20 protein-coding genes are annotated in these 22,555 nt (G+C 45.9%); 10 read left to right on the forward strand and 10 right to left on the reverse strand.

Annotated features, from left to right (window positions below):
• Positions 1-7 precede the first annotated feature (7 nt).
• The gene (gene gmhB, locus ACYQ4O_RS05435; protein WP_460174993.1) at positions 8-589 is read left to right on the forward strand and encodes a D-glycero-beta-D-manno-heptose 1,7-bisphosphate 7-phosphatase; all 582 of its coding nucleotides are present in this window, start codon (positions 8-10) and stop codon (positions 587-589) included.
• Positions 586-1,095: a D-glycero-beta-D-manno-heptose 1-phosphate adenylyltransferase gene (gene rfaE2 / locus ACYQ4O_RS05440; protein WP_308514021.1), complete on the forward strand. Its 510-nt coding sequence runs from the start codon at positions 586-588 to the stop codon at positions 1,093-1,095. Before gmhB ends, rfaE2 begins: the two co-directional genes overlap by 4 nt.
• A gap of 98 nt (positions 1,096-1,193) precedes the next feature.
• Here the strand turns inward: rfaE2 and galU are convergent, their stop codons facing one another.
• The 4 genes from galU to ACYQ4O_RS05460 all read right to left on the reverse strand — a co-directional run bounded on the left by galU (position 1,194) and on the right by ACYQ4O_RS05460 (position 3,943).
• Entirely contained in the window at positions 1,194-2,030 is an 837-nt protein-coding gene (gene galU / locus ACYQ4O_RS05445; RefSeq protein WP_460174994.1) for a UTP--glucose-1-phosphate uridylyltransferase GalU, read from the reverse strand.
• Between the two features lie 76 nt (positions 2,031-2,106).
• Positions 2,107-2,913, reverse strand: coding sequence for a lysophospholipid acyltransferase family protein (locus tag ACYQ4O_RS05450; RefSeq protein ID WP_460174995.1), 807 nt, complete (start codon positions 2,911-2,913; stop codon positions 2,107-2,109).
• A 33-nt stretch (positions 2,914-2,946) separates the two neighbouring features.
• Positions 2,947-3,399: a Holliday junction resolvase RuvX gene (gene ruvX, locus ACYQ4O_RS05455; RefSeq protein WP_460174996.1), complete on the reverse strand. Its 453-nt coding sequence runs from the start codon at positions 3,397-3,399 to the stop codon at positions 2,947-2,949.
• The gene (locus ACYQ4O_RS05460) at positions 3,392-3,943 is read right to left on the reverse strand and encodes a YqgE/AlgH family protein (RefSeq protein ID WP_084081523.1); all 552 of its coding nucleotides are present in this window, start codon (positions 3,941-3,943) and stop codon (positions 3,392-3,394) included. The genes ruvX and ACYQ4O_RS05460 overlap by 8 nt, the downstream gene beginning before the upstream one ends.
• A gap of 539 nt (positions 3,944-4,482) precedes the next feature.
• Between ACYQ4O_RS05460 and ACYQ4O_RS05465 the strand changes: the two genes are divergently transcribed.
• The 4 genes from ACYQ4O_RS05465 (at position 4,483) to ACYQ4O_RS05480 (ending at position 7,086) form a co-directional block, all read left to right on the forward strand.
• Positions 4,483-5,055 carry a hypothetical protein gene (locus ACYQ4O_RS05465; RefSeq protein ID WP_308514024.1) on the forward strand — a complete coding sequence of 191 codons (573 nt, stop codon included), beginning with the start codon at positions 4,483-4,485 and terminating at the stop codon, positions 5,053-5,055.
• A 420-nt stretch (positions 5,056-5,475) separates the two neighbouring features.
• Positions 5,476-5,916, forward strand: coding sequence for a DUF2721 domain-containing protein (locus tag ACYQ4O_RS05470; RefSeq protein ID WP_066594112.1), 441 nt, complete (start codon positions 5,476-5,478; stop codon positions 5,914-5,916).
• A gap of 10 nt (positions 5,917-5,926) precedes the next feature.
• Positions 5,927-6,364: a DUF2721 domain-containing protein gene (locus ACYQ4O_RS05475; protein ID WP_066594117.1), complete on the forward strand. Its 438-nt coding sequence runs from the start codon at positions 5,927-5,929 to the stop codon at positions 6,362-6,364.
• 104 nt (positions 6,365-6,468) lie between these two features.
• A complete protein-coding gene (locus ACYQ4O_RS05480; RefSeq protein WP_308514025.1) occupies positions 6,469-7,086 on the forward strand; it encodes an HdeD family acid-resistance protein in 618 nt (205 codons plus the stop codon).
• Between the two features lie 83 nt (positions 7,087-7,169).
• Here the strand turns inward: ACYQ4O_RS05480 and ACYQ4O_RS05485 are convergent, their stop codons facing one another.
• On the reverse strand, positions 7,170-8,264 hold the full coding sequence (locus ACYQ4O_RS05485; protein ID WP_460174997.1) for a hypothetical protein: 1,095 nt from the start codon (positions 8,262-8,264) through the stop codon (positions 7,170-7,172).
• Positions 8,265-8,464: 200 nt separating this feature from the next.
• On the opposite strand from ACYQ4O_RS05485, the gene ACYQ4O_RS05490 reads away from it, so the two are divergent.
• The gene (locus ACYQ4O_RS05490) at positions 8,465-9,691 is read left to right on the forward strand and encodes an L-lactate MFS transporter (RefSeq protein WP_308514027.1); all 1,227 of its coding nucleotides are present in this window, start codon (positions 8,465-8,467) and stop codon (positions 9,689-9,691) included.
• Positions 9,692-9,799: 108 nt separating this feature from the next.
• Here the strand turns inward: ACYQ4O_RS05490 and ACYQ4O_RS05495 are convergent, their stop codons facing one another.
• The 4 genes from ACYQ4O_RS05495 to uvrA all read right to left on the reverse strand — a co-directional run bounded on the left by ACYQ4O_RS05495 (position 9,800) and on the right by uvrA (position 18,663).
• The gene (locus ACYQ4O_RS05495) at positions 9,800-10,423 is read right to left on the reverse strand and encodes a LysE family translocator (protein ID WP_308514028.1); all 624 of its coding nucleotides are present in this window, start codon (positions 10,421-10,423) and stop codon (positions 9,800-9,802) included.
• 11 nt (positions 10,424-10,434) lie between these two features.
• The gene (gene purL, locus ACYQ4O_RS05500) at positions 10,435-14,379 is read right to left on the reverse strand and encodes a phosphoribosylformylglycinamidine synthase (RefSeq protein ID WP_308514029.1); all 3,945 of its coding nucleotides are present in this window, start codon (positions 14,377-14,379) and stop codon (positions 10,435-10,437) included.
• Between the two features lie 158 nt (positions 14,380-14,537).
• Complete coding sequence (locus ACYQ4O_RS05505) at positions 14,538-15,791, reverse strand: glycerate kinase type-2 family protein (RefSeq protein ID WP_201415727.1); 1,254 nt, start codon at positions 15,789-15,791, stop codon at positions 14,538-14,540.
• A gap of 28 nt (positions 15,792-15,819) precedes the next feature.
• Positions 15,820-18,663 carry an excinuclease ABC subunit UvrA gene (gene uvrA / locus ACYQ4O_RS05510; protein WP_460174998.1) on the reverse strand — a complete coding sequence of 948 codons (2,844 nt, stop codon included), beginning with the start codon at positions 18,661-18,663 and terminating at the stop codon, positions 15,820-15,822.
• Positions 18,664-18,846: 183 nt separating this feature from the next.
• Between uvrA and ACYQ4O_RS05515 the strand changes: the two genes are divergently transcribed.
• Positions 18,847-19,416 (forward strand): single-stranded DNA-binding protein, encoded by a 570-nt coding sequence (locus ACYQ4O_RS05515; protein WP_308514031.1) that lies wholly within the window; start codon positions 18,847-18,849, stop codon positions 19,414-19,416.
• Positions 19,417-19,435: 19 nt separating this feature from the next.
• Here the strand turns inward: ACYQ4O_RS05515 and ACYQ4O_RS05520 are convergent, their stop codons facing one another.
• A complete protein-coding gene (locus ACYQ4O_RS05520; protein ID WP_308514032.1) occupies positions 19,436-20,428 on the reverse strand; it encodes a DMT family transporter in 993 nt (330 codons plus the stop codon).
• A gap of 236 nt (positions 20,429-20,664) precedes the next feature.
• On the opposite strand from ACYQ4O_RS05520, the gene ACYQ4O_RS05525 reads away from it, so the two are divergent.
• The gene (locus ACYQ4O_RS05525) at positions 20,665-22,155 is read left to right on the forward strand and encodes an FAD-dependent oxidoreductase (protein WP_460174999.1); all 1,491 of its coding nucleotides are present in this window, start codon (positions 20,665-20,667) and stop codon (positions 22,153-22,155) included.
• A gap of 53 nt (positions 22,156-22,208) precedes the next feature.
• Complete coding sequence (locus ACYQ4O_RS05530; RefSeq protein WP_308514034.1) at positions 22,209-22,547, forward strand: cytochrome c3 family protein; 339 nt, start codon at positions 22,209-22,211, stop codon at positions 22,545-22,547.
• Positions 22,548-22,555 lie beyond the last annotated feature (8 nt).

Raw genomic sequence — 22,555 nt, forward strand, 5'->3', positions numbered from 1 at the left:
ACGGCCGATGGTTTATAAATTTCTATTTTCCAGAAAAGCGCCAACCCCGATCAAAGCCGCATTTCTTGATCGGGACGGCGTAATCAACATCGATTACGCCTATGTCAGCAAGAAAGAGCATTTTGATTTTGTTGAAGGCGCATTAGAGGGCATTCGGGTGTTAGTCGAAAAAGGATATGCACCCGTGCTCATCACCAATCAAAGCGGTATCGGACGAGAGAAATATACCGTTTTTGAATTCAAAAAATTATGCTGCTGGCTTGAAGGAGTATTGGCTAATCAAAACACACCCTTACTGGCCGTTTATTTTTGTCCTCACCATCCGGAAAAGGCTTTTGCTCCTTATCTGCAAGAGTGCAGCTGCCGAAAGCCGGAACCCGGTATGCTTCTGGCTGCTCAGGAAGATCTCAACATCGACATGACGCAGAGCATCTTTATCGGTGACAAAAACAGCGACATGACCGCTGCGATGCGCGCCGGCATACCGACCCGCATCTTGGTGCAAAGCGACGGATATAAACCCTTTGACAAGCAGGATTGCTGCACCCAAACCGCTAAAAATCTTTTAGAGGCTGCTGAACGATTATGACCACTCATCTTCCTCCCCCAAGCTTTGAACAAAAAATTACAACGATGGAAAACTTGGCTGAAGCGGTAGGCAAGCTTCCTAAACCCGTCGTTCTTACCAACGGCGTTTTCGATATTCTGCACCGAGGCCATGTCACTTATCTTGCCCAAGCCAAATCATTAGGAAAAAGTCTTGTGGTTGCTGTCAACAGCGATAAATCCGTCAAAATGCTTGGCAAAGGAGACGACAGACCCATCAATACGGAGGCAGATCGAGCTGCTGTTCTTGCCGCCTTGGAGAGTGTTGATTTAGTGGTGATATTTCCGGATAAAGTTCCGTTGGAAGCTGTTCGTCGGGCAAAACCAGACATTTATGTAAAAGGCGGCGACTATAAGATTGAAGATCTTCCCGAAGCTGAAATTGTCCATTCTTACGGTGGAGAGGTTGTAACGGTCGCCTTTGAACATGACAGAAGTACCACAAAGTTATTAAAGAAAGTTCGTCAGACTTCCGCGGAAGCAAAATAGACGAGCTTATATATCTCAAGATCCATTGGCCGAGACCAAAGAAAAAGCGGCTTGCCGAGCATAATCGAGCGTGCCGCTTTCTTTTTTCTCAAGATTTCTTACGCGATCTTATAGCCGTCTTTTCTTGCGAAATGAACTGTGGCATTCAAAAATCCTTGCTTGGAGCCGCAGTCAAATCTTTCACCTTCGTAAGAGCAAACATAGGTATTCTTCTTTTCCAATTCTCTGGCAATTGCGTCAGTTAATTGTATTTCACCGCCTGCTCCCTTAGGAATTTTCTTGAGGCTATCAAAGATTTCCGGCTCAAGAATATATCTGCCGATAACAGCCAAGGTGGACGGGGCTTTATCAGGATCCGGCTTTTCGATGATGGACTCAACCTTAGTCAAGTCGCCCTTTTCCGCAACCTTCACGATACCGTAATCCTTGGTTTTTTCGCGAGGAACGACCTGAACGGCTAAAACGCTGCCGCCGCCCTTATCTTCACGAGTCTTCATTAACTGCTCAATAACCGGCTTCTTAGAATCAATCAAGTCATCGGCAAGAATGACAGCAAACGGTTCGTTGCCGATTACCGGTTCACCGCAAAGCACGGCATGGCCGAGGCCCAGAGGTTCAGGCTGACGGATAAAGATGAAATTGATTCCTGAAGGAACAATATCTCTTAGGGTCTTCAGAAGAGCCGTCTTGCCTTTAACTTCCAAATCTCTTTCTAATTCAGGAGCACTGTCGAAGTGATCTTCAATAGCACGTTTATGACGGCCGGTAATAAAGATCATATCGGTGATGCCTGCCTTAGCAGCTTCTTCAACGGCATATTGAATAAGAGGCTTATCCACTACGGGAAGCATTTCTTTCGGCATAGCCTTAGTTGCAGGAAGAAATCTAGTACCGAGACCAGCAACGGGGAAAATCGCTTTTCTTACAGGTTTCATTGTCTTTAATTTTGGGTTAACAAAGGTTTGTCTGATTTTAAACTCTTTAGACCTTTGGTCATAGGCTAGAAGTTTTCTAGGAATGGCCTATTGCTTTGGAAAGAGCATTCGCTTCGTTGGGGTCATGTTCTAAGAAACAGTCTCCCCAAATACGTCTAAGCTCTTCGCGCATTCTTTCCTCGCAAATTTTGCCAACCTGATGACGGTCAAGGCCTTTAGTGTCAATTGGCTCTAAAAAATGGGCTGTTGCAACAACATCTTTTGTCGTCACAACGTTCCAAAGAGATCCCATAAGGGTCACATCTCCGCAGAAGGCGACTTTAGTTGTCGGAACACCCTCACTTGTATAGACCAGAACCATTGGCTGTACAACTGCACCCGCTTTGACAGCAGGAGCCAAGAAATTGGATTTCAGGGGAAGCAATGAATTTCCGAATGTAGTAGTTCCCTCAGCAAAAAGAGCTACGACCTCTTTTCTTTGCAAAGCTTCTTGAATGTCCGTATTAATCTGAAGAATCGCTCTCTTAGAAGAACGATTAATAAAGAGTGTGCCGATAGCCTGAGCAATCCTTCCGAAAATCGGCCAGTTGGCAATTTCTGCTTTGGCCACAAAACGACTTGCAACGGCAGAATCCAACGAGAAGATATCTACCCAGGAAATATGGTTAGAAACGATAATTTCTCCCGGGGCTTCCTCGGTTAGGCCGTATTCCAGCATACTTTTCGGAAGACTGCCTGTATAAGCCGTTTTTACACCTGCCATCGCCAAAATGCGGCGGTTGTATTCTTTAATCATCCGGCCTTGTTCTTTCTTGTCAACCCTCTGGAATTTTGTATAAGCAACAAACAAAACCCACAGAGAATAGGTAAGAAGCGAAACCATACGGAAAACACCAACCAAAATTCTCATGATTTTTTAATTTACGTTATCGATAAAATTTTCTCTAAACCACTGTTCCAGAATGACCTGAGCGGCAAGATCGTCAATGTAGTCATCTGTGCCCTCCTCTACCTCAACTGAGGAAAAGCGTTCATCCACTCTTGCCACATATACATTGAACCGTCCGTTGATTTGATTAGCAAAGTTTTCACAGACAGGGGTCATTGAGTTAGGAGCGCCGTCCTTATGACGAGGAACACCGACAACCACCAACGCCGGCTTCCAATCTTCCATGATCTGCGTAATTTGCTTCCACTTTTCTTGGTTTTTCTTCCAATGAATAATGGTTAGAGGGCGGCTATCCTTGACAACCGTGTTACCGATTGCGACCCCTATTCTGGCTAGTCCATAGTCAAAAGCCAAAATAATGCTGTCTTCTGATAGCTTTTCGATGACTTTCTGAGGAAGAGAGGAATTCTCTTTAAGCATGGCCGACGATACCTTCCATTGATTTGAATTGATTCACATCAATTCCCAATTCTGCCAACGCGGCGTCGTATTTCATCTGATAAGGCATTTCAAAGAGTATCTCTTTATTGAAAGGTGCAACTAACCAATCTTCTCGGCCCAATTCATCTTCCAACTGACCTACGGCCCATCCTGCGTAACCGACGGCGCACAAAAAATTAGATGGCCCGGTGCCTTTGAGGATATCGTCAAAAATATCAACTGACACGGTTGTTACTACTCCGGGTCCTGATCTCATCGATCTCATCCACAATTTTTCGTCAGGATGAAGAAAAATCCCCTGATGAGGAGCTACAGGACCGCCCCAAAATACCGGCATTTCCTCAACTTTACGAGGAAAAGAGTACTGAGTAAAAAGACTTTGTAAAGTCATTCCGATTGGTCGGTTAACCACTATACCGGTTGCTCCGTCTTTGCCGTGTTCGATCATATAGATCAAAGTTTCCTGGAATCTAGGATCCTGCATAGACGGTGCTGCAATTAAAAATTGCCCAGTCAAATCCACTTTATCAACTCCCTCTAAGAACAAGCCAAATACATTGTATCGGATGAGTTCTTTCTTGGATATAAGGCAGCCACCTTAAAAAAGAATCATAAGGCCAACACTCGACTCTAAATTATCAGTTTACATGCTATCTTTCTCCGACTCTGCCTCTCAAAATGAGAAGTAATCAAAACCTTTTCTACTTTCTCTAGTCCTGAGAAATTATTCATTTTTTCGCTTAAACTTTTTGACGATAGACGTCTATGACAAGGTTCATTCTATGACTCGCGGTATTGGGCAAAAAAGAGCTTTCGGCCATTTAAAGTTCTCGGCTGCCAATATTGAACAATAGTTCATTACAGCTAATGAGAAATCCAGAGTTTAGTTAAATTACAAAGTCACAATGCTTCTGTCATGAGGCCAAGTAAAAAATATGTCAGCATGTAGCTATTTAAAGAAGTAAATCAATCAGAACTGACTGGAAACAGACGTAGGAGAAATTCGAGCGCAGGAGTCAGTGAATAGTTACGAAAACGGAGTCAGTTATTCAAGGAGACGGAATGTTTGATTCGAGATATGTGAATGTCCAAGAAGAGAACTGCTCAATAAACGTATATATCTCTGAGCCGGAAAGAGAAGTGAAGAAGTTATTAGCAATTCCTTATTTCTATGTCCCACTCAACGAAGAATTTATTGATTATATCGAGGATGCTGTGAAGGAAATTAAGGCCACAAGTTACACTCTTAATTTGTGCTTTCCTACGGATAAGAATTATTCCGACACCGACAAGGAGTTATTTAAAGCAAGAATCCACCAATACTTTGTATTCAAAGCAAACAAAGCGAAAAAGAGACTGCATGAAAATTTCCGTCAGACTGCAGGATTGTTTGTATATGGATTCGTCTTTATGCTTGCCTGTATGCTTATTCGCGGATTTTTCAGCGGATATCCTGATGACTCAATCTTTAATTCCATCAGAGAAGGTCTGCTTGTGCTGGGTTGGGTCGCCTTATGGTGTCCTTTTGAAAAACTTCTCTTTGAATGGATACCTCTAAAAAAGGAGCTCAACATCTGCAAAAGACTTGCGTCTATGAAGACTGAGTGTATTTCAAAGAACCTTCAGCCCAATTAAGTTCTAACCCAAATACCGCTCCCAATAGAGGGGACTTTGGCTGTTGCTGATGGAGAGCAAAATCCAAAAACACGAATGAATTAAGGCTAACGTCTTACTTACTCACGCCGCAGTTGAGTTAATAGAACCGCACTGACAAGACATCAAATCAGATTCTTGATTGAATTTCCTAGGTAGCTTGCTGCATTCTCAGCAAGTCTAACCTAGTCCCAGGAGATTCAATTTTTCTGGTTTAGATAAAGCATCAGAGTACGGAGAAATCGTCGATTAGACTCACAAAAACGGCTGTTAATAATTAATTTGAGATAGGTGACATCTGCAATGTAAGCCTGCTTCCTTTTTCTCTGAACTCAAAACTTCCTAAATCTTAGGTCCTGCGAATTAAAATAAAAGTTTTCCAGAACAAAACTTCTTCTCCCGATGGTCGAATTTTCAACAACTTTAGCTGATGCTTTAGCTCCCATTACCCTGATTTCCGGCGTGGGACTTCTGCTTGTTTCTATGTCTGCACGTTACGGACATGCCACCACCCGCATTCGTCAATTGATGGCTGAACGTTCAGATTCTCCTGATGAAGTAGATGAGGAATTAGAAAATTCCATTCGTCTGATTTACCGCCGTGCAAAACTTTTAAAAAACGGCGTACTGACTGTTGCGCTTTCTGCAGCTTTCAGTAGCCTGCAGGTTCTTTTCATTACGATTGAGCATCTGTTTAATCTAGACCTTTCCGTCTGGAAATCGGCCATGCTGTTAGCTTCCGTGATTTTCATCGTACTGTCGAGTTGTATTTACGTAAGTGAAGTACAGATTTCCGTACGAGCTCTCGGCGTATCCGTTCATCATCACGACAGACCGCAATAAGGAGTGAATCATGGTAACTTACGCAGCAACCTTATCGAATGCCTTGACTCCTATTACTCTAATTTCGGGTGTAGGCCTTTTGCTGTTAGCGATGTCAGCGAGATACAACCACACAACAGACAGAGTAAGACAGCTTTTAAAGGAAAGAAAGAAAATTCTTCCTAGGAAAGACAGCGACTTAGAAAGAGCAATTAACCTAATCTACGAACGCAGCCATCTTTTGAAGAATGCCATTCTTGCGGTAACAATTTCTGCAGCTTTCAGCGGAATTCTGGTTCTAGTCTCCATTCTGGAAAATATTTTGAACCTCAAACTTGAGGTCTGGAAGTCCACTATTCTTTTGACCGCGGTCATTTTCATTGTCACTTCGACCATCTTTTTTGTCATGGAAGTGCACCTCTCTCTGAAGGCGCTTGGCTTAAGTATCGAGAAGCGCATCCGATCATAATTTGGGCGATCAGGTAGGCTTCGTTTACTCAGAGTGGTTTGTTTTTCCTCTTACTTGCCTCCAATGAATTCATCATTGAGGTATCCGAATAAGAGGAAAAAATCATGTCAGACAACAAACAAAATCCTATGCCCGGCGATCCCGTCAATGCTCGTATCGTCCGTGAATTGCTCCTGCCGCTTCGCAACAGCTCCGGCTCTATGATTGGTTGGGGCATCTTCTCCATCGTCCTTGGTACCATCGGTTTATTTGCACCGATTGCGTTCTCCGTAGGCGTCACGATTTTCGTCGGTGCCATGCTTCTCGTCAGCGGTGCAACCGGTCTTGCACTTTTTTGGAAAGCTCAGGGATGGGGAGCCAGAACGGCTGCAATCATTCTTGCATTATTGACCGCCGTTACCGGTTTAATCTTGATGTTCTACCCGATTTTCGGTGCAGAAACATTGACATTATTCTTGGCTTCTTACTTTGTCGCCGTCGGCCTTGTGAAGTGCTGGATTGCATTGAGCAACACCGATACAAAAGGCTGGGGCTTGATGCTCTTCTCTGCTGTCGTTTCCTTCCTGTTAGGCATCTGCCTCTGGTGGGGCTGGCCGCAAAGCGCTCCTTGGATCTTCGGTATCTTTGTCGCTATCGAATTGATCTTCGACGGTTGGGCAGCTTTGATGATGGGCTTTGAAGTCAGAGCTTATACAAAGAACCAAGAAAATCAAAACAATTAAAAAATTAGTAGAACGGCGCTGTTACAGCAGCGTCTTCCGGGAGGACGGGATAACTTTTGGTTATCCCGTTGTTTTCTGTATTCTTATTTCTTGGATTCCTCCTCAATATCGCCTGAGAGTTTGTCGAGCATTTCGTCGGAGAATTTTTCCAATTCTTCAATCTGTTTTTGGCTGTCTTTCAGGAGAAGTTCTGCGAAAGGACGCTGAGTCTTCATCAATCCGGTCACAACCTTAATGCCTTGATCTTGGTCGGTGACGGTAAAGCTGTCGGTAACTTCATCGAGATTAACCGGAAGAATGACTGGTGTAAGCTCTCTTCTGAGCGGCATTTCTTGCGTTGTAACAATCGGCATAGGCGTCTCGGCAAGCTTCTTAAGCATGAAAGATAGGCTGGAGAACGGAATAGAAATCTGAAGCATAACGACCTGTCTGCTCAGCACGTTGTAATCTTTTCCATCGATCTTTTCGCGCTGAGGAATATCCGTTGGAATTAAGCCGGTCTCTCCAATTGACTGCGTCAACACCAAACCGATATCATTAGTCCAGTCCGGTGCCTTGCCTACTTCATAGAAGACTTTCTGAGCCGTCAGCTGTGCTACGGCGAAGAATCCGTAGGGCGGATTCTCTTCGCTCAGATGCATCAAAATACGCTGTGCATTTCTAATATTTTTAATGAGAATTGGAAATTCCAAAACGCGGAAAGTCCCGTTTGGAAGTCCGAAAGTACAAGGAAGATCATTAGGGCTGTTTAACCAGGAGATACGGTATTTACTTTCGAAATACTCTTTAGCTTTTTGTTCCCAGTCTTTTGGAAAACCGTCCTCATAAAGGCTTGCGAGAACCTGCGGGAAAGGTTGTTCATCAGAAGCTTCAACGGCGCTTCCCTCAATGCCCATCCAAACCTGAGAAACGGAATACATTTTGGTATCCTTTCTCCAGTTCACCGTAACCTTGGCTTTTTGCTCGGCATCCTTCCATTGGGCGAACCAACCGTCTTCATTGATGACTAAGGTGCCCTCATCAAGAGGCCCAAAAATCAAATAGGAAGGAAGATCTTTCTTTTCTTTAACTTCGCTTGCTTTGAAAGCAGCCCAATTAAACTGCTCTCCTGCACAAGGTTTGCTATTGATAATGGCTATCTCGAAAAGATCATCATAATTTCTTTCTTGAACCGACATTTTGTTTCCTAAACTGAATTTACAAGGCAGTCGTCAAAAGCAGCGCCTTCGCAAACATAACAGCCTGAAAATTTCATGTCAGAGGCGATTGAGTTCGACAGCGTGCCAAACAACAAGGCCATGATAACCACATAATGTCTAAAAGACTCATTAACACAATAAACTGAGCCTTTAATAGAAAAATTTTTACAACACAAACTATGAAGAACCTATCTGAAAAACGTTGGACTTTATTGGCCATCGCCTGTTTGATTAATCTTTGCACCGGTTCTGTTTATGCTTGGAGTGTCTTTGCAGGTCCGAAAGCTCAACAACTTTCAGAGTTGACCGGCTCTCTCATAACCGCTGGAGATCTGGCAATAGCCTTTAGCATTTGCAACGGTCTTGCTCCAATCCCGATGATATTGGGCGGTTATTTTGTGGATCGTCTGGGACCAAAAGCCGTGATTGTTGTAGGAGGTCTTTTCATTGGAGCCGGGATGTTTTTTTCGGGGGCCTCCGAGACTTTTCTCTCCTTCCTTATTTCTTACGGTTTAATTTTTGGTTTAGGTCTTGGCTTCACCTATGGCGCAGCCGTTAACAACACCATTAAATTCTTTCCGGACCATCGCGGGCTTGCAGGCGGTTTAACTACCGGCTTCTACGGTCTGTGTTCCGTGATTGTGCCGCCTATCGGCCAGTACCTTATCGCAACAAACGGGATTTCGTTTGCATTTGAATCTCTCGGAATTGTCTTCGGAGCAGTAATTGTCTTTGGCGGACTACTGAGCGTTAAATGTCCGCCTGACTTCGTTCCGCAAGGTTGGACAAAACCAACCAACAACTTCGTATCCTTAGACGTAGATACTCTCTCCATGCTCAAAAGGCCTAGGTTTTGGCTGATGTTTGCATTCCTTCTTTGTTGCGGCGTCAGCGGAATGATGATTCTTTCTCATGCAGCAGTTATCGCCCGTACTCAAATCGGCTATTCTGCAGCTGCAGCCGCCGGTGCCGTCGCTTTCATCGCTTTGGTCAATACATTTGCTCGACTTGTCACAGGCGTACTTTCCGATAAATTCGGTCAGCTTCCAACCTTAATTGGGGCTGCCATCGGGGCAGCTGCCGGTCTGTCATTGTTAGTCTTTGCAGATGCAGACCATCTATTATTCTTCTACGCTGCCTTCGCCTGCATTGGCTTTGCGTTCGGTTCTCTCATGGGAATATATCCAGGATTTACCGCCGCGGTTTTCGGAACAAAACACAACAGCACCAACTACGGCTTAATGTTCTGCGGCTTTTCACTTGCCGGCATTATTGGCCCTTGGCTGATAAAAGTGCTTGCCATTGACGGTTCTTACTCCTATGCCTACCTATGCGGTTGTGCCCTAACTTGTTTAGGAGTCTTGATAGGATTGATTCTTTTGAAAATGAATAAAGAAAAAGTTTGATTGCTGTGATAAGCAAACAGCGTTAAGTGATATTTGGAAGGAGGGGAACTCCTCCTTCTTTTTTATCTGCGGTTTTCCAGAGACAGCTCGTTTTTTACCTGAGCGGAATCAAACGGAAAATACCAGACTGACGGCCAATCCCATGAAAATCACTGCACCTGTACGATTAATAACCTGTTGTACACGCGCAGACGAAATCTTTTCTCTGACGAATTCTGCAAAACACGCAATTGCACCGAACACAATTACCGTGGCAGCGATAAAAGTTAATCCCATCATCAAAATCTGAACCTCGGTGTTCTCTCCGGGAAACAAAAATTGGGGAAAGAAGGCCAAGAAAAAGATGATGACCTTGGGATTAGTCAGGTTCATGATGAAACCGCGGGCCCACCATTTACTGAAAGACATCGCATCTTTAACTTCGCCTTTTTCTTCGGCCATTGGTGTCGACGGAGCTTTCCAAGCCATAACTGCCAAATAAACCAAATAAAGAGCACCTGCCGCCTTTAAACAGAAGAAAGCGGTCTCAGAAGCACGAATAAGTGCCGAGACTCCGACAGCAACTAACAAAGTATGAACCAGGAGTCCGGTACATAATCCCGAAACAATCTTCAGTCCTGCGGATCTGCCGTAAATGACAGACTGCATCAAGACAAAAATATTGTCCGGCCCCGGAGCAAGACTTAATATGAAACTTGCTCCGGCAAAACTCAGCCAAGTTTGGAAATCCATTTAGGCCTAGCCTAGCCTAACCAAACCCTTGCGTTTTGGAAGATGCGTGCCCATGGAGAGACATCACGCAGAAGCGGAGATCTCCAGGACAGCTGAACAGATCGCCAGCTTCTTTCCGGATGAGGCATGATGATTGTCGCGCGTCCGTCCGTAGTTGTGAAAGAAGTTCTTCCAAGTCTTGAACCGTTTGGATTCAGCGGATAAATCTCGGTCGGATTTTGTGTTTCGTCCACATAGCAGGCAACCGGAATTGCGAGATCTTCATCAGCAGGGTTCGCCCAGAATGCTCGCCCTTCTCCGTGCGCATTAACTACAGGGAGAACAGCTCCGGCCATTCCGGTAAAGAGAATAGACGGGGACGGCAAAATCTTGACGTTGACTAAACGAGCTTCAAACTGTTCAGAAAGGTTTCTCTCGAAAGACGGCCAGTGTTGTGCACCCGGAATCAAAGATTTCAATTGAGAAATCATCTGGCAGCCGTTGCAGACGCCCAAGGTAAAGGTATTGCCGTTTTCAAAGAACTTCACAAACTGCTCTTTAAGACGTTCGTTGAACAGAATTGTCTTAGCCCAACCGCCGCCGGCGCCTAAAACGTCACCGTAGGAGAATCCGCCACAAGCTGCCAAACCATTAAATGACAGCAAATCAGTTCTGCCTTCCAAGAGGTCTGTCATGTGAACGTCAACGGCGTCAAAGCCGGCTTGCATAAAGGCGCTGGCCATTTCATTCTGACTGTTGACGCCCTGCTCTCTCAAAATTGCAACCCTCGGTCTTTCTCCGGAATTGATAAACGGAGCGGCAATGTTTTCTTCAGGGTCGAAGCCTGTGGCCAAAACAAGTCCGCATTTCTTAGAGTCAATCAATGCGTATTCGCTGTCTGCACAAGCAGGATTGTCTCTTTGGCGAGCGATTTGCCAAGAGACTTCACTCCACAGTTTTTCTAAGGAGCTGCGTCCTTCTGAGAATACGCAGTCGCCTCTCAAATAGATGGAGAATTCTTCTTCACGAAGAATATTGCCGAGATAAACCAGGCAGTGGCCAAGTCCTGCATTGTCAAAGGCGCTCTTAACTTCATGAGCACGGCCTCTGGAAACTTGAATGACGGCACCGAGTTCTTCATTGAAGAGGGCTTCATTTAAGTTCCTGCCGTTAGCAATCAACCCGTCAGCTACAAGTTCTACACCCATACGGCTGGCGAACATCATTTCACAGAGAGTGGCAGCTAAGCCACCGTCGCTTCTGTCGTGGTAGGCCAAAATAACGCCTTTAGATGCAAGCTCTCTAATCACTTTCAAGAACTTGCTCAAGTCGGCCGCGTTATCGACATCAGGAGTCTCAGAGTCAAACTGTTGAGTAACCTGGGAGTAAATGGAGCCGCCCATACGGTCTTTACCTTGACCAAGATCAATTAAAAGCAATGAACTGTCAAGAACCTTATCGGCAAACTGCGGAGTCATGGTATTACGGATGTCTTTAACCGGGGCGGCCGCAGATACAATCAATGAAACCGGAGAAGTGACGCTCTTGTCCTGTCCTTCGGCATCTTTCCAAGACGTCTTCATAGAAAGGGAGTCTTTGCCCACAGGGATGCTGACTCCTAACTCTTGGGAGAATGTGCTGGCAGCTTCTACACCGGCAAACAAGGAAGCATCCTGGCCCGGTTGTCCGCAAGCGCCCATCCAGTTGGCCGATAAAATAATTCTTTCTAAATCAATATCTGCACTAACTAAGTTTGTTAATGCTTCGCCAATTGCCATACGGCTGGCCGCAGCAGCATTGGAAATGGCTAACGGAGTCTTTTCTCCCATTGCCATTGCTTCACCCTTGTAAGTGTGGAAGCCGAGAGCCGTAACGGCTGCATCTGCTACCGGAACCTGCCATGGGCCGACCATCTGGTCTCTGCAAGTCAATCCGCCGACGGCTCTATCACCGATAGTAATTAAGAATTTCTTGCTGGCAACTGTCGGATGACGAAGAATATCGTGGATGACCTCTTTAAGATCAACATCCAAGTTGCTCTTCATCTTCAAAGGCGCTTCGGACTCGACGTTTCTGTGCATTCTCGGAGTCTTGCCGAGGAGAACACTCATTGGCATGTCAACGGCTTCTTCTCCCTCTTTGATAGAGTCGACCACTAAGTTATCGTCGGCACTGATCTGTCCGAGAATCGCATACGGACATCTTTCGCGTTTGCAGTAATCTTCGAATTGTTCCAGTTTGTCCGGATCGATGGCCAAAGCATATCTTTCCTGAGATTCGTTGCACCAAATCTCCAACGGGCTCATTCCTGATTCTTCAACAGGAACTTTCTTCAGATCGAGATGTGCACCTTTGCCTGAAAGGTCTGCCAATTCCGGCATGGCGTTAGAAAGACCGCCTGCGCCGATATCGTGAATAGCCAAAATCGGATTTTCTTCACCGGCTTCCCAGCATCTATCGATAACTTCTTGGGCTCTTCTTTCCATTTCCGGATTGCCGCGCTGAACGCTGGCAAAATCCAACGCTTCGGAGTTAGAACCGGACGCCATCGAGGAAGCAGCGCCTCCGCCAATACCAATCCGCATTCCGGGTCCGCCGAGAACAACTAAATAAGTTCCTGTTGGTAAATCTAATTTATGTGTCTGGCCTTCCTTGATATTGCCGATACCGCCAGCCAACATAATCGGCTTATGGTACCCGTAGCGTCTTCCGCCGACGTTTGCCTGGAATGCACGGAAATAACCGAGAACATTCGGACGTCCGAATTCATTATTGAAAGCGGCGCCTCCTAAAGGACCGTCCGTCATAATTTCCAAGGAAGAAGCAATACGGCTTGGAGAACCGTAGAGTTCTTCCGTTTCCGGTCCATCAACGGCAACGTCTTTATCGGTTTCCCACTTCTGTCCGTAGCCCGGAAGATTCAATGCGGAAACGGTAAAACCGGTCAAACCTGCTTTCGGACGTGCACCACGGCCGGTAGCTCCTTCGTCACGAATCTCGCCGCCGGAACCGGTAGAGGCTCCCGGGAACGGAGAAATAGCAGTCGGATGGTTATGAGTTTCGACCTTAAAGACGGTGTGCGTGGGCTCGGTCTCATAAGAATATTCTCGGCCGCCTAAGGCAGATTCGTTTCCTCTCGGGTACAAACGATCCACTTCACTGCCTTCAAATACGGCTGCATTATCGGAGTAAGCAACAATAGTACCTTCCGGATGAGCATTATGAGTTTCGCGAATCATGCCGAACAAAGTTTTATCTTTGTCCTGGCCGTCAATTGTCCATTTAGCATTAAAAATCTTATGACGGCAGTGTTCAGAGTTTGCTTGTGCAAACATCATCAATTCGACATCTGTCGGATTACGCTCCAACTTTGTAAAAGCGTCGACTAAGTAGTCTATTTCGTCTTCATTCAGAGCCAAACCGAACTCGCCGTTTGCTTTGACGAGAGCTTCTCTGCCTTCTTTCAGAATGTCGACCGTACGCATCGGTTCGCCCTGCGCTTCACCGAAAACGACTTCAGCAGAGACATCCGGATCAACAACGCTTTCCGTCATCTTGTCATGAATGACGGAAGCAATTTGCTCTTTTTCCTTGTCCGTTAAAAGACGAGGTTCTTTAAAAGTCAGCTCGTATAAAGTGCCTCTTTCTACTCTCAGAACCTGATTCAAGCCGCAATTGTGAATAATGTCGGTTGCTTTCGAGGCCCAAGGAGAAACGGTTCCTAAACGTGGAACAACCAAGAATTTATTGGGGGTATGAGTAACCAAGCACTCTTCACCGTAATTGAGGATGTCTTTCAGACGTGTCATGTCAAGGACAGAAAGTTCGTCTGCAGTATGGACAAAGTGAATGTACCGGCTATTGAGTGTTGCCACTCCCGGAACAAATTGACGAATTTTCTTTAAGAGCCTTTCAGTACGGAAGTCTGATAAAGCTCGAGAAGCGTCTAAACGGAACATAGTTGATGAAGCAGTCATTTCTTCCGCCGTCTCAGCCTGTAAGTCTGCGGCGGCCTCCTTTGGATCAAAAATAGTATGTTTTGAAGGTAGTAACTAACCAAGTTTCGACATTATAAGTTGTCAAACCAGCTTACAAAGACAACTCAACCTTCCTTGCGGAAGGTTGATGATAATTCTTAAGGGATCAGGATCGCACGGTAATCATTGATATTTGTTCGAGTCGGGCCGGTATCCAGAGAATCTCCCAGCAATCGGAAGAATTCGTGTGCATTATGTTCTTTCAAAAATACTTCCGGATCCAGGTTCATCTCTTTAGCTCTCTTCATAGTGTCGGGCCTGAGCATTGCGCCCGCAGATTCACCGTTGCCGTCCACACCGTCCGTATCAGCAGCTATCGCGTAAATAGAATCTACTTGAAGCTCTTGGGCTAATGCTAAAAGGAACTCAGAGCAGGGTCCGCCTTTACCGATTCTTCCCTTGTCCAAGGTAACGGTGCATTCACCGCCTGAAAGAAGGACAACCGGTTTTCTGCGGGGCTTAGAGTATTCGAGACGGACCTTACGAGAAACCTGAAGAGCCACGGATCTGGCTTCGCCCGTAATATCGTCGCCGATAATAACCGGACGCATCCCGTTTTCTTTAAAGAAGGCAGCGGCAGCTTGAAGACCTTTGAAGGAATTAGCAACGATCTTGTTCTTCACACTGCGCATTCTCACATCACCGATCTTCGGTGTTTCTTCAATTGCACCTCGAGCGCCGTTGCGCAAATGTTCGAGAATCGCCTTAGGTGTGTCTACTCTGGCTTGGCTCAGATACCACAACGCATCCGCATAAGTAGAGAAGTCTTCAGAACAGGGGCCGGAAGCGATATCGGAAGGATTATCGCCAACCACGTCTGAGATAATGAGAGAGAGAACTTCCGCGCCGCGAGCCCGGGCAGCAAGAGCCAGTCTTCCGCCTTTAACCTGAGAGACGTGCTTGCGAACCGCATTAATATGGTCAATTGATGTTCCGGCGCGAAGAAGATCTTCAGTCACTTTACGGATATCTTCGATTGTGACGCCTTCCACCGGAAGAGAGAGGAGAGAAGAGCCGCCACCCGAAATCAAGGCGAGAAGCAAATCGCCTTCTTTCAATTTATCAACCTGCTGCATCATCTCTTGAGTCGCTTTCAGGTTGGACTGATCAGGAATGGGGTGAGCTGCCTCCAATACCTTAATCTTCTTGGTCTTTTCTCCATGGCCGTAGCGCGTAATAACAACACCGCTTAAATCTTTTTCAGGCCATGTTTCCTCAACGGCAGCCGCCATACTGGCAGCTGCTTTTCCTGCGCCGACAACTACCACGTCCCCTTCAAAACCAACGGGAACGTGCGGTGGTACGACCTTATGTGGGTCTGCCGCATCAATCGCAGCATAAAATGAATCCATTAACAGCTGCTCAAATTTATCTTTGCTCTTATTCAAGGGAACCTCTTCTTTTTGTCAAGTTTCCTAGATATTTACCTGTTCGGCTAGAGGGGTTTTCGCTTATTGTTTCCGGGGCGCCGACGGCGACCACTTGACCGCCTTCCGCTCCACCGCCCGGGCCTATGTCAATAACCCAGTCAGCTTCTCTAACCACTTCCAAGTTATGCTCAATAATTAGTAAAGTATTACCTGCTTTCTTTAATTTTTCAAGTACCGCTAATAACATGTCCACATCTTTGAAGTGCAAACCTGTTGTCGGTTCATCCAAAATATAAAGAGTTTTGCCGGTTGATCTCTTGGCCAGTTCTAATGCTAGCTTAATTCGTTGGGCTTCTCCACCCGACAGTGTCGTAGCGCTCTGGCCTAGTTTGATATAACCGAGGCCGACCTCCTGAAGGGTTTGAAGTTTTTTATAAATAACAGGAACGGCAGCAAAAAACTCAGCCGCCTGATCAACTGTTAAATCTAATACTTGGGCAATATTAAGCCCTTTGTACAAAACCTCTAATGTTTCGCGGTTATATCGCGTTCCGTGGCAGTGATCGCAAGGCACGTACATATCCGGAAGGAAGTTCATTTCGACTTTAACCAGTCCTTCTCCTTCACATGCTTCGCATCGGCCTCCCTTCACGTTAAAAGAAAAGCGTGCCGAACCATACCCTCTTTCTCTGGCTATCGGTGTTTCCGCAAACAAATCTCTGATCGGACTAAAAATACCACAGTATGTCGCCGGATTAGATCTAGGTGTCTTTCCAATAGGATCTTGATCGACGTGAATGACTTTGTCGAAATTTTCCAGTCCTTCGATTTTGTCAAAAGGCTGCGGTGTCTTTTTAGCACGGTTTAAGACATTTGCTGCATACGCATAAAGCGTCTCATTGACTAACGTAGATTTACCAGACCCGGACACACCGGTCACCACCGTCATCAAGCCGACCGGAATGCTGACATCAACGTTTTTAAGATTGTTGCCCGAAGCTCCGTAAATTTTGATGAAATCTTTTCCCGGCTTGGTCTTCCTCAAGGTACGAATCTTTAATTCGCCCGTCAAATATTTCCCTGTAAGCGAATTTGGATTCTTTTCCACCTCTTTCGGAGTTCCTCGTGCGATTACTTCACCGCCTAGTCTTCCGGCTCCGGGGCCCATGTCAACGATGTAATCTGCTTCACGAATGGTATCCTCATCATGCTCAACCACAATAACGGAATTACCCAAATCTCTGAGTCCTTTCAGAGTAGCAATTAGTCTGTCGTTATCGCATTGATGAAGGCCAATCGAAGGCTCATCTAAAACATACATCACACCGGAAAGCTGGGAACCGACTTGGCTGGCTAAACGAATACGCTGAGACTCTCCGCCGGAAAGTGTTGCGGCAGGACGACTCAAGGTTAAATATTCGAGCCCGACGTTATTTAAAAACCCAAGCCTGCTTATTATTTCTTGTATCAGCTTTCCGCCGATTTCTGCTCTTGCCCCTGACAAAGAGAGTTTTTTAAAGTATTCAAGAGCTTCTTTTAAAGATAAGCTTGTTATTTGAGAAATTGTTCTCTGCTGTTGACCGTCTCCGATTCGAACATTCGAAGAAGCTACATTAAGCCGAGAACCGGAGCAAGCAGAACATGGTCTAAGAGTTCGGTATTTTCCTAGCTCCTTTTTTAATGCTTCATTTGAGGCCCCGTCAAACCTTCTCTTCGTTATTGGAATAACACCTTCAAAGAGCTGGTTTCTTTGGATTTCTCTTCCCTCTCCGTCTTTGAATACGACCGGAATTTCTTCTTTACCGGAACCGTACAAAATAATATCTTGTTGCTGTTTAGAGAGGCGGTTCCATGGCTCTGTCAGAGGAATATTAAATTTAACGGCCACTGCTTCCAGCAACTGATAGTTATATGGGTTAAGCATCCCCCAGCCGTCGATTGCTCCGTCTTTCAGCGACAAATCCGGAAGAGAAATAAATTTTTCCGCATCAAATTCTTCCGCTTCGCCGAGTCCTCCGCAAACTTCACAAGCTCCGGCCGGACTATTGAAAGAGAACATGTTGGGTTCTAACCGATCCATCGTAAAGCCGCAATCCGGGCAAGCGAACTTGTTTGAAAAACGTTCGGTCTGCCCCGATTCCAAGTCCTCGATAAGAACCATGCCGTCACCGATAAGCAGGGACGTTTCAATGGACTCGGCCAACCTCTGACGAATATCGGGGCGCATTTTAAGCCGGTCTACAACGACATTGAGCTGATGATTTTCATCATCGTCGAGTGCAGGCAAATCCGGAACCGTGCAGACATTCCCGTCTATCTGAAAACGAGTAAAGCCTCTGCTTTGGAGGTCTTCCGTTTTATGACGGATAACTTTTGAGGAGGAACGACAAACCGGGGCGACTATCATGAGTTTGGAGCCGTCCTCCTTAAACTCAATAATTCTGTCTACGATTTCGATGACGCTTGAAGCATGCAGCGCCGTTCCGTGAGTCGGGCAGTGCGGCACCCCCACTCTTGCAAACAGCAGTCTCAAGTAATCGTAGATTTCTGTAATAGTGCCGACCGTTGAACGCGGACTTCTATTTGTACTTTTTTGCTCGATAGAAATTGCCGGAGAAAGCCCTTCAATGTGATCTACATCGGGCTTTTCCATTTGTTCCAAGAATTGACGGGCATACGTAGACAAACTTTCCACATACCTTCTCTGTCCTTCGGCATATAACGTATCAAATGCCAAAGAACTCTTACCGGATCCGGAAAGTCCTGTAATGACTACCAGTTTGCCTCTTGGCAAGGACAGGTCCACATTTTTCAGATTGTGGGTTCGTGCCCCTTGTATAACAATCTCTTTCATGATTTTTTTCTGCGATTTGCAACTATACATTTTTTATGAAAATTTTTCATTTTCATCGCCCCTCTCGATAAGCTCAAAAAGACATTAATAGGCGTAAGAGGCGATTAAACTCGCTGTGCTCAGAGTTAATTTTTTCGACTCTGTTAAAATGTTCTGATCTGTAGAAATTTTCAAGGAAAGCCAATGGCGTCTCTTAATAAAGTACTTATCATCGGCAATTTAGGCCGTGATCCTGAGACCCGCTTCGCAACGGAAGGGGGCTTGCAAATTACGACGATTAACGTTGCCACTTCCCGCTCTTACCGCAGCCAGGCATCAGGCCAACTGGTAGAAGAGACGGAATGGCACCGCATCGTTTTCTTCGGAAAGCAGGCAGAAACCATTCAAAAATATCTTAGAAAGGGCTCTGCCGTTTACGTTGAAGGAAGATTGAGAACACGCAAATGGGAAAAAGACGGCGTCACTCACTATGCCACGGAAATCATGGGTGAGAATTTCCAATTCTTAGATCGCAGATCTGACTCCGGTGCTTCTTCTTATCCGGCGGACTCTTACAGCTCCGAACCCGCTTTTAATTCTCAGCCGTACGGCGCTCGCCAAGCACCGGCTCAAAGTTTTGAAAAACCGGTTTCGCCAGCTCCGGCTTATCCGCAGGCCAACTACAACCGCCCGGCTCAACAGGCACCGGCTGCTCCGCAACCTGCTCCGAATGCAGATCCTTTCGGAGGAGATGACGAGGACATTCCGTTCTAATTCAAAAGAAAAGGTCTCATTAGCCGTCTTTTTGGGCGGCTTTTCTTTTGCCTAGCTTTTTAGGTCCGGTCCCCATCGAAAGAATAACAACATTGGCAAGGACCATGGCAATACCCAAACATTCCGCCAAACCAAGTTTTAAGCCCATAAAGGCAACACCGAATATGAAAGCGGATAAAGGCTCTAAGCACACCACCAAACCAACGATAACCGGCGACAAATATTTCAAACTTTCCAGATAAAGCCAAAAGGCAGCGACGGTTCCGAAAACAACAATAAACAGAAAAGCAGCAAGTCCGGCAAGGTTAAACGTAAAAAGGACGTCCCACGGCATCGTAATGGAAAATCCAACGATGCCTCCAAACAACAAACCCCAACTGACTACAGGAATAACTCCCCACTTATCAATAAGGGCCTTCGGCTGGATGGAGTAAACCGTAGAAAGTCCAACACAGACCAAACCCCAGAATACCGCCTGCCAGTTCAAGTCGAAACTAAGGAAGTTGCCCTTGGAAACTAGTAAAAGCACTCCGAAAAAGGCCAATGTGCAGCAAAACAGTTCTTTTCGAGTAAAACTTTTTTTGCCACGCAAAACCAAGTAAAAACCTGCCGCCAAAGGCACTAAAGCTAAGAAAATTGCTCCGGTACCTGCGTTGGAATAGTAAATAGCCAAGAAAAACGTAAGGTGGCCGCCTAATATTTCCAGCCCGCTCAACGCGATTCCAAATAATGCTGCTCGGGAGGAAAAAGGTGCCATTAGCACTTTTCTTGCGACTGCAAAGTTAATAGCCACCAGCAAGAATCCGGCAGTCAAAAGCCGTAGTCCAACCAGTTCCAAGGGCTGGATAGAAGAATTTTCGAAGAGATATTGAACGGACACGCCCATTCCTCCCCAAAATACGGAAGCTAAGGAGGCCAATGCGATACCGAAAAAAGCACCTCGTGACTTTTGAGGTGCAAGAGTGTTATTTATATCTTGTGCTGCAACTGCAGCCGTCGTTGTCTTTTCCATACTCGAGATTCTCGTACAAAAAATCCCATCTTTGGGAGGTTTCTCCTTCGTTGAGCTGGATTACCAGGAGTCTTGTACACACATGAGCATTAGAAGAAACACCGAGAATAAGGTCAAATTTCAGACTTTTTATGAACTATTTGAAGACTTCTTGATCTATCTCAAACTACGTACGTATGAAAATGCGGAAACTTCTCCTTGTCAACAAAAGATAACCTCAAACCAAGGAGAAAAAGATGACACAAGTCAAAAGACGCTCTTTCCTTAAATGCGGTCTTGCCGGCACAGCTGCCACTGCTGCCTCTTTACTGCCAATGGCTTCCCATGCACAAGCAGCTGAGACGAAACCGAATACAGACTACGATGTAATCGTAGTTGGCTGCGGTTGTGCAGGAATGGCAGCTGCTATTGAAGCCGCTGACAAAGGCGCCAAAGTCGCTATTTTCGAAAAGATGTCTCGTCCTGCCGGAAACACAATCTTTGCCGGCGGTCACTTCAATGCAACTAATACGTACGTCCAAAAACAGCAAAATATGAAGGACACCTTGGACGACTTCTACAAAGATATGATGATCGTTTCTCAGCAGCGCGGCGACCAAGCTTTAACACGTCAGTACTGCGAAATGTCCGGAAGTGCTATCCAATGGCTGACTGACACTTGCGGCATCAAATGGAAACCAATCGTCGAAGAAGTCTTCCCGGGCAGAAACAGAGGCCACGTTGTTGACGGCAAATTGAAACCGGGCGGAGCACAGCTTTCCAAGCAGATGCTTGACACCGTTAAAGCCAAGAAAATCCCGGTATTTTTCGACAGCAAAGTCATTTCTCTTCTGAACGATCCTGCCTTGCGCGTAACAGGCGTAAGAGTTGTCGATGAAGACGGAGAAGTAACCGATTACGCAGCCAAAGGCGGCGTTATTCTCTGTACCGGAGGTTTCCACGCCAACAAAGAAATGGTCTGCAGATATATGGGCGGCGATGTTGCATGGATGCCGATCCGCGGTTCAAACGTTTTACAAGGCGAGAACATCACTCTGACTCAGCATCTGTTCCCGAAGTATGTCAACATGAACCAGTTCCACGCCGGCCCGATCCATGGACCAACAAGAGCAAATCCTTCCACAATGGTTAACTATGGAATCTTGGTCAAAAATGACGGCACTCGCTTCTTGGACGAAGTTGAAACCTATGTTTCCGTTGCTCAGAAGATGCCGAAGATCATTCCTGAAAACTGGGCCTTCATTATTATCGACAGCCAAGTCGTTGACATTCCAACCGTTAAGACCCGTATTGACAGATACAAACGTGCCAAAGCTCCTATCTATGAAGGTGCTACAGTGGCCGAAATGGCAGAAAAAGCCGGCCTTCCGGTCGACACTGTCGTCAATGTCGTTAAAGAATACAACGATGCAGTTAAAGCCGGTAAAGCTGCTACTTTGACACCCCCGAATACTTTGGAAAAACCACGTTTGATCGAAAAAGGTCCGTTCATGGCATTCCCATTCCAAGGCGGTATGACAGCAACATTCGGTGGTCCGAAGATTACAGCTAAATCTGAAGTCCTCAACACTGAAGACAAACCGATTCCCGGCTTGTATGCAGCAGGCAATGCTATCGGCGGTATTTTCTACTCCGACTATATTGTTGGTTCTCAGCTTACAGCTGCCGTAATCTGGGGACGCATCGCCGGCGAAGAAGCCGCAAAACGCGCAAACGGTAAGGCTTAGTCCTTTTACAAGCTCCTCCAAAACGGAGGAGCTATCTAACCCATTAGCAAACTATGAAGAAACTGTTATTTCTATTATTTCTCGCTTTTGGTCTTACGGGCGCCTATGCTGCAGAGGATGCTCTTCTAACTGCCCACACTTCCAAGGGAATCCAGTGCGCGGCATGCCACCAGGAAGTTCCTCCGGCTAAAAGAGTAAAAACGGCAAAATGCCAAAGCTGTCATGGAAGTTATGAACAGCTTGCCGAACGCACAAAGAATATGCAACCGAATAACGTCCATGCAAACCATCTAGGTGATCTCGAGTGTAAGGCTTGTCACGGAGTTCACAAACAGCAAAAATTGGAATGTGACGAATGTCATCAATTTAAATTCAGCATGCCAGCCTCTTAGAAATTGAC

The sequence above is a fragment of the Turicimonas sp. TL08 genome, from assembly GCF_054660695.1.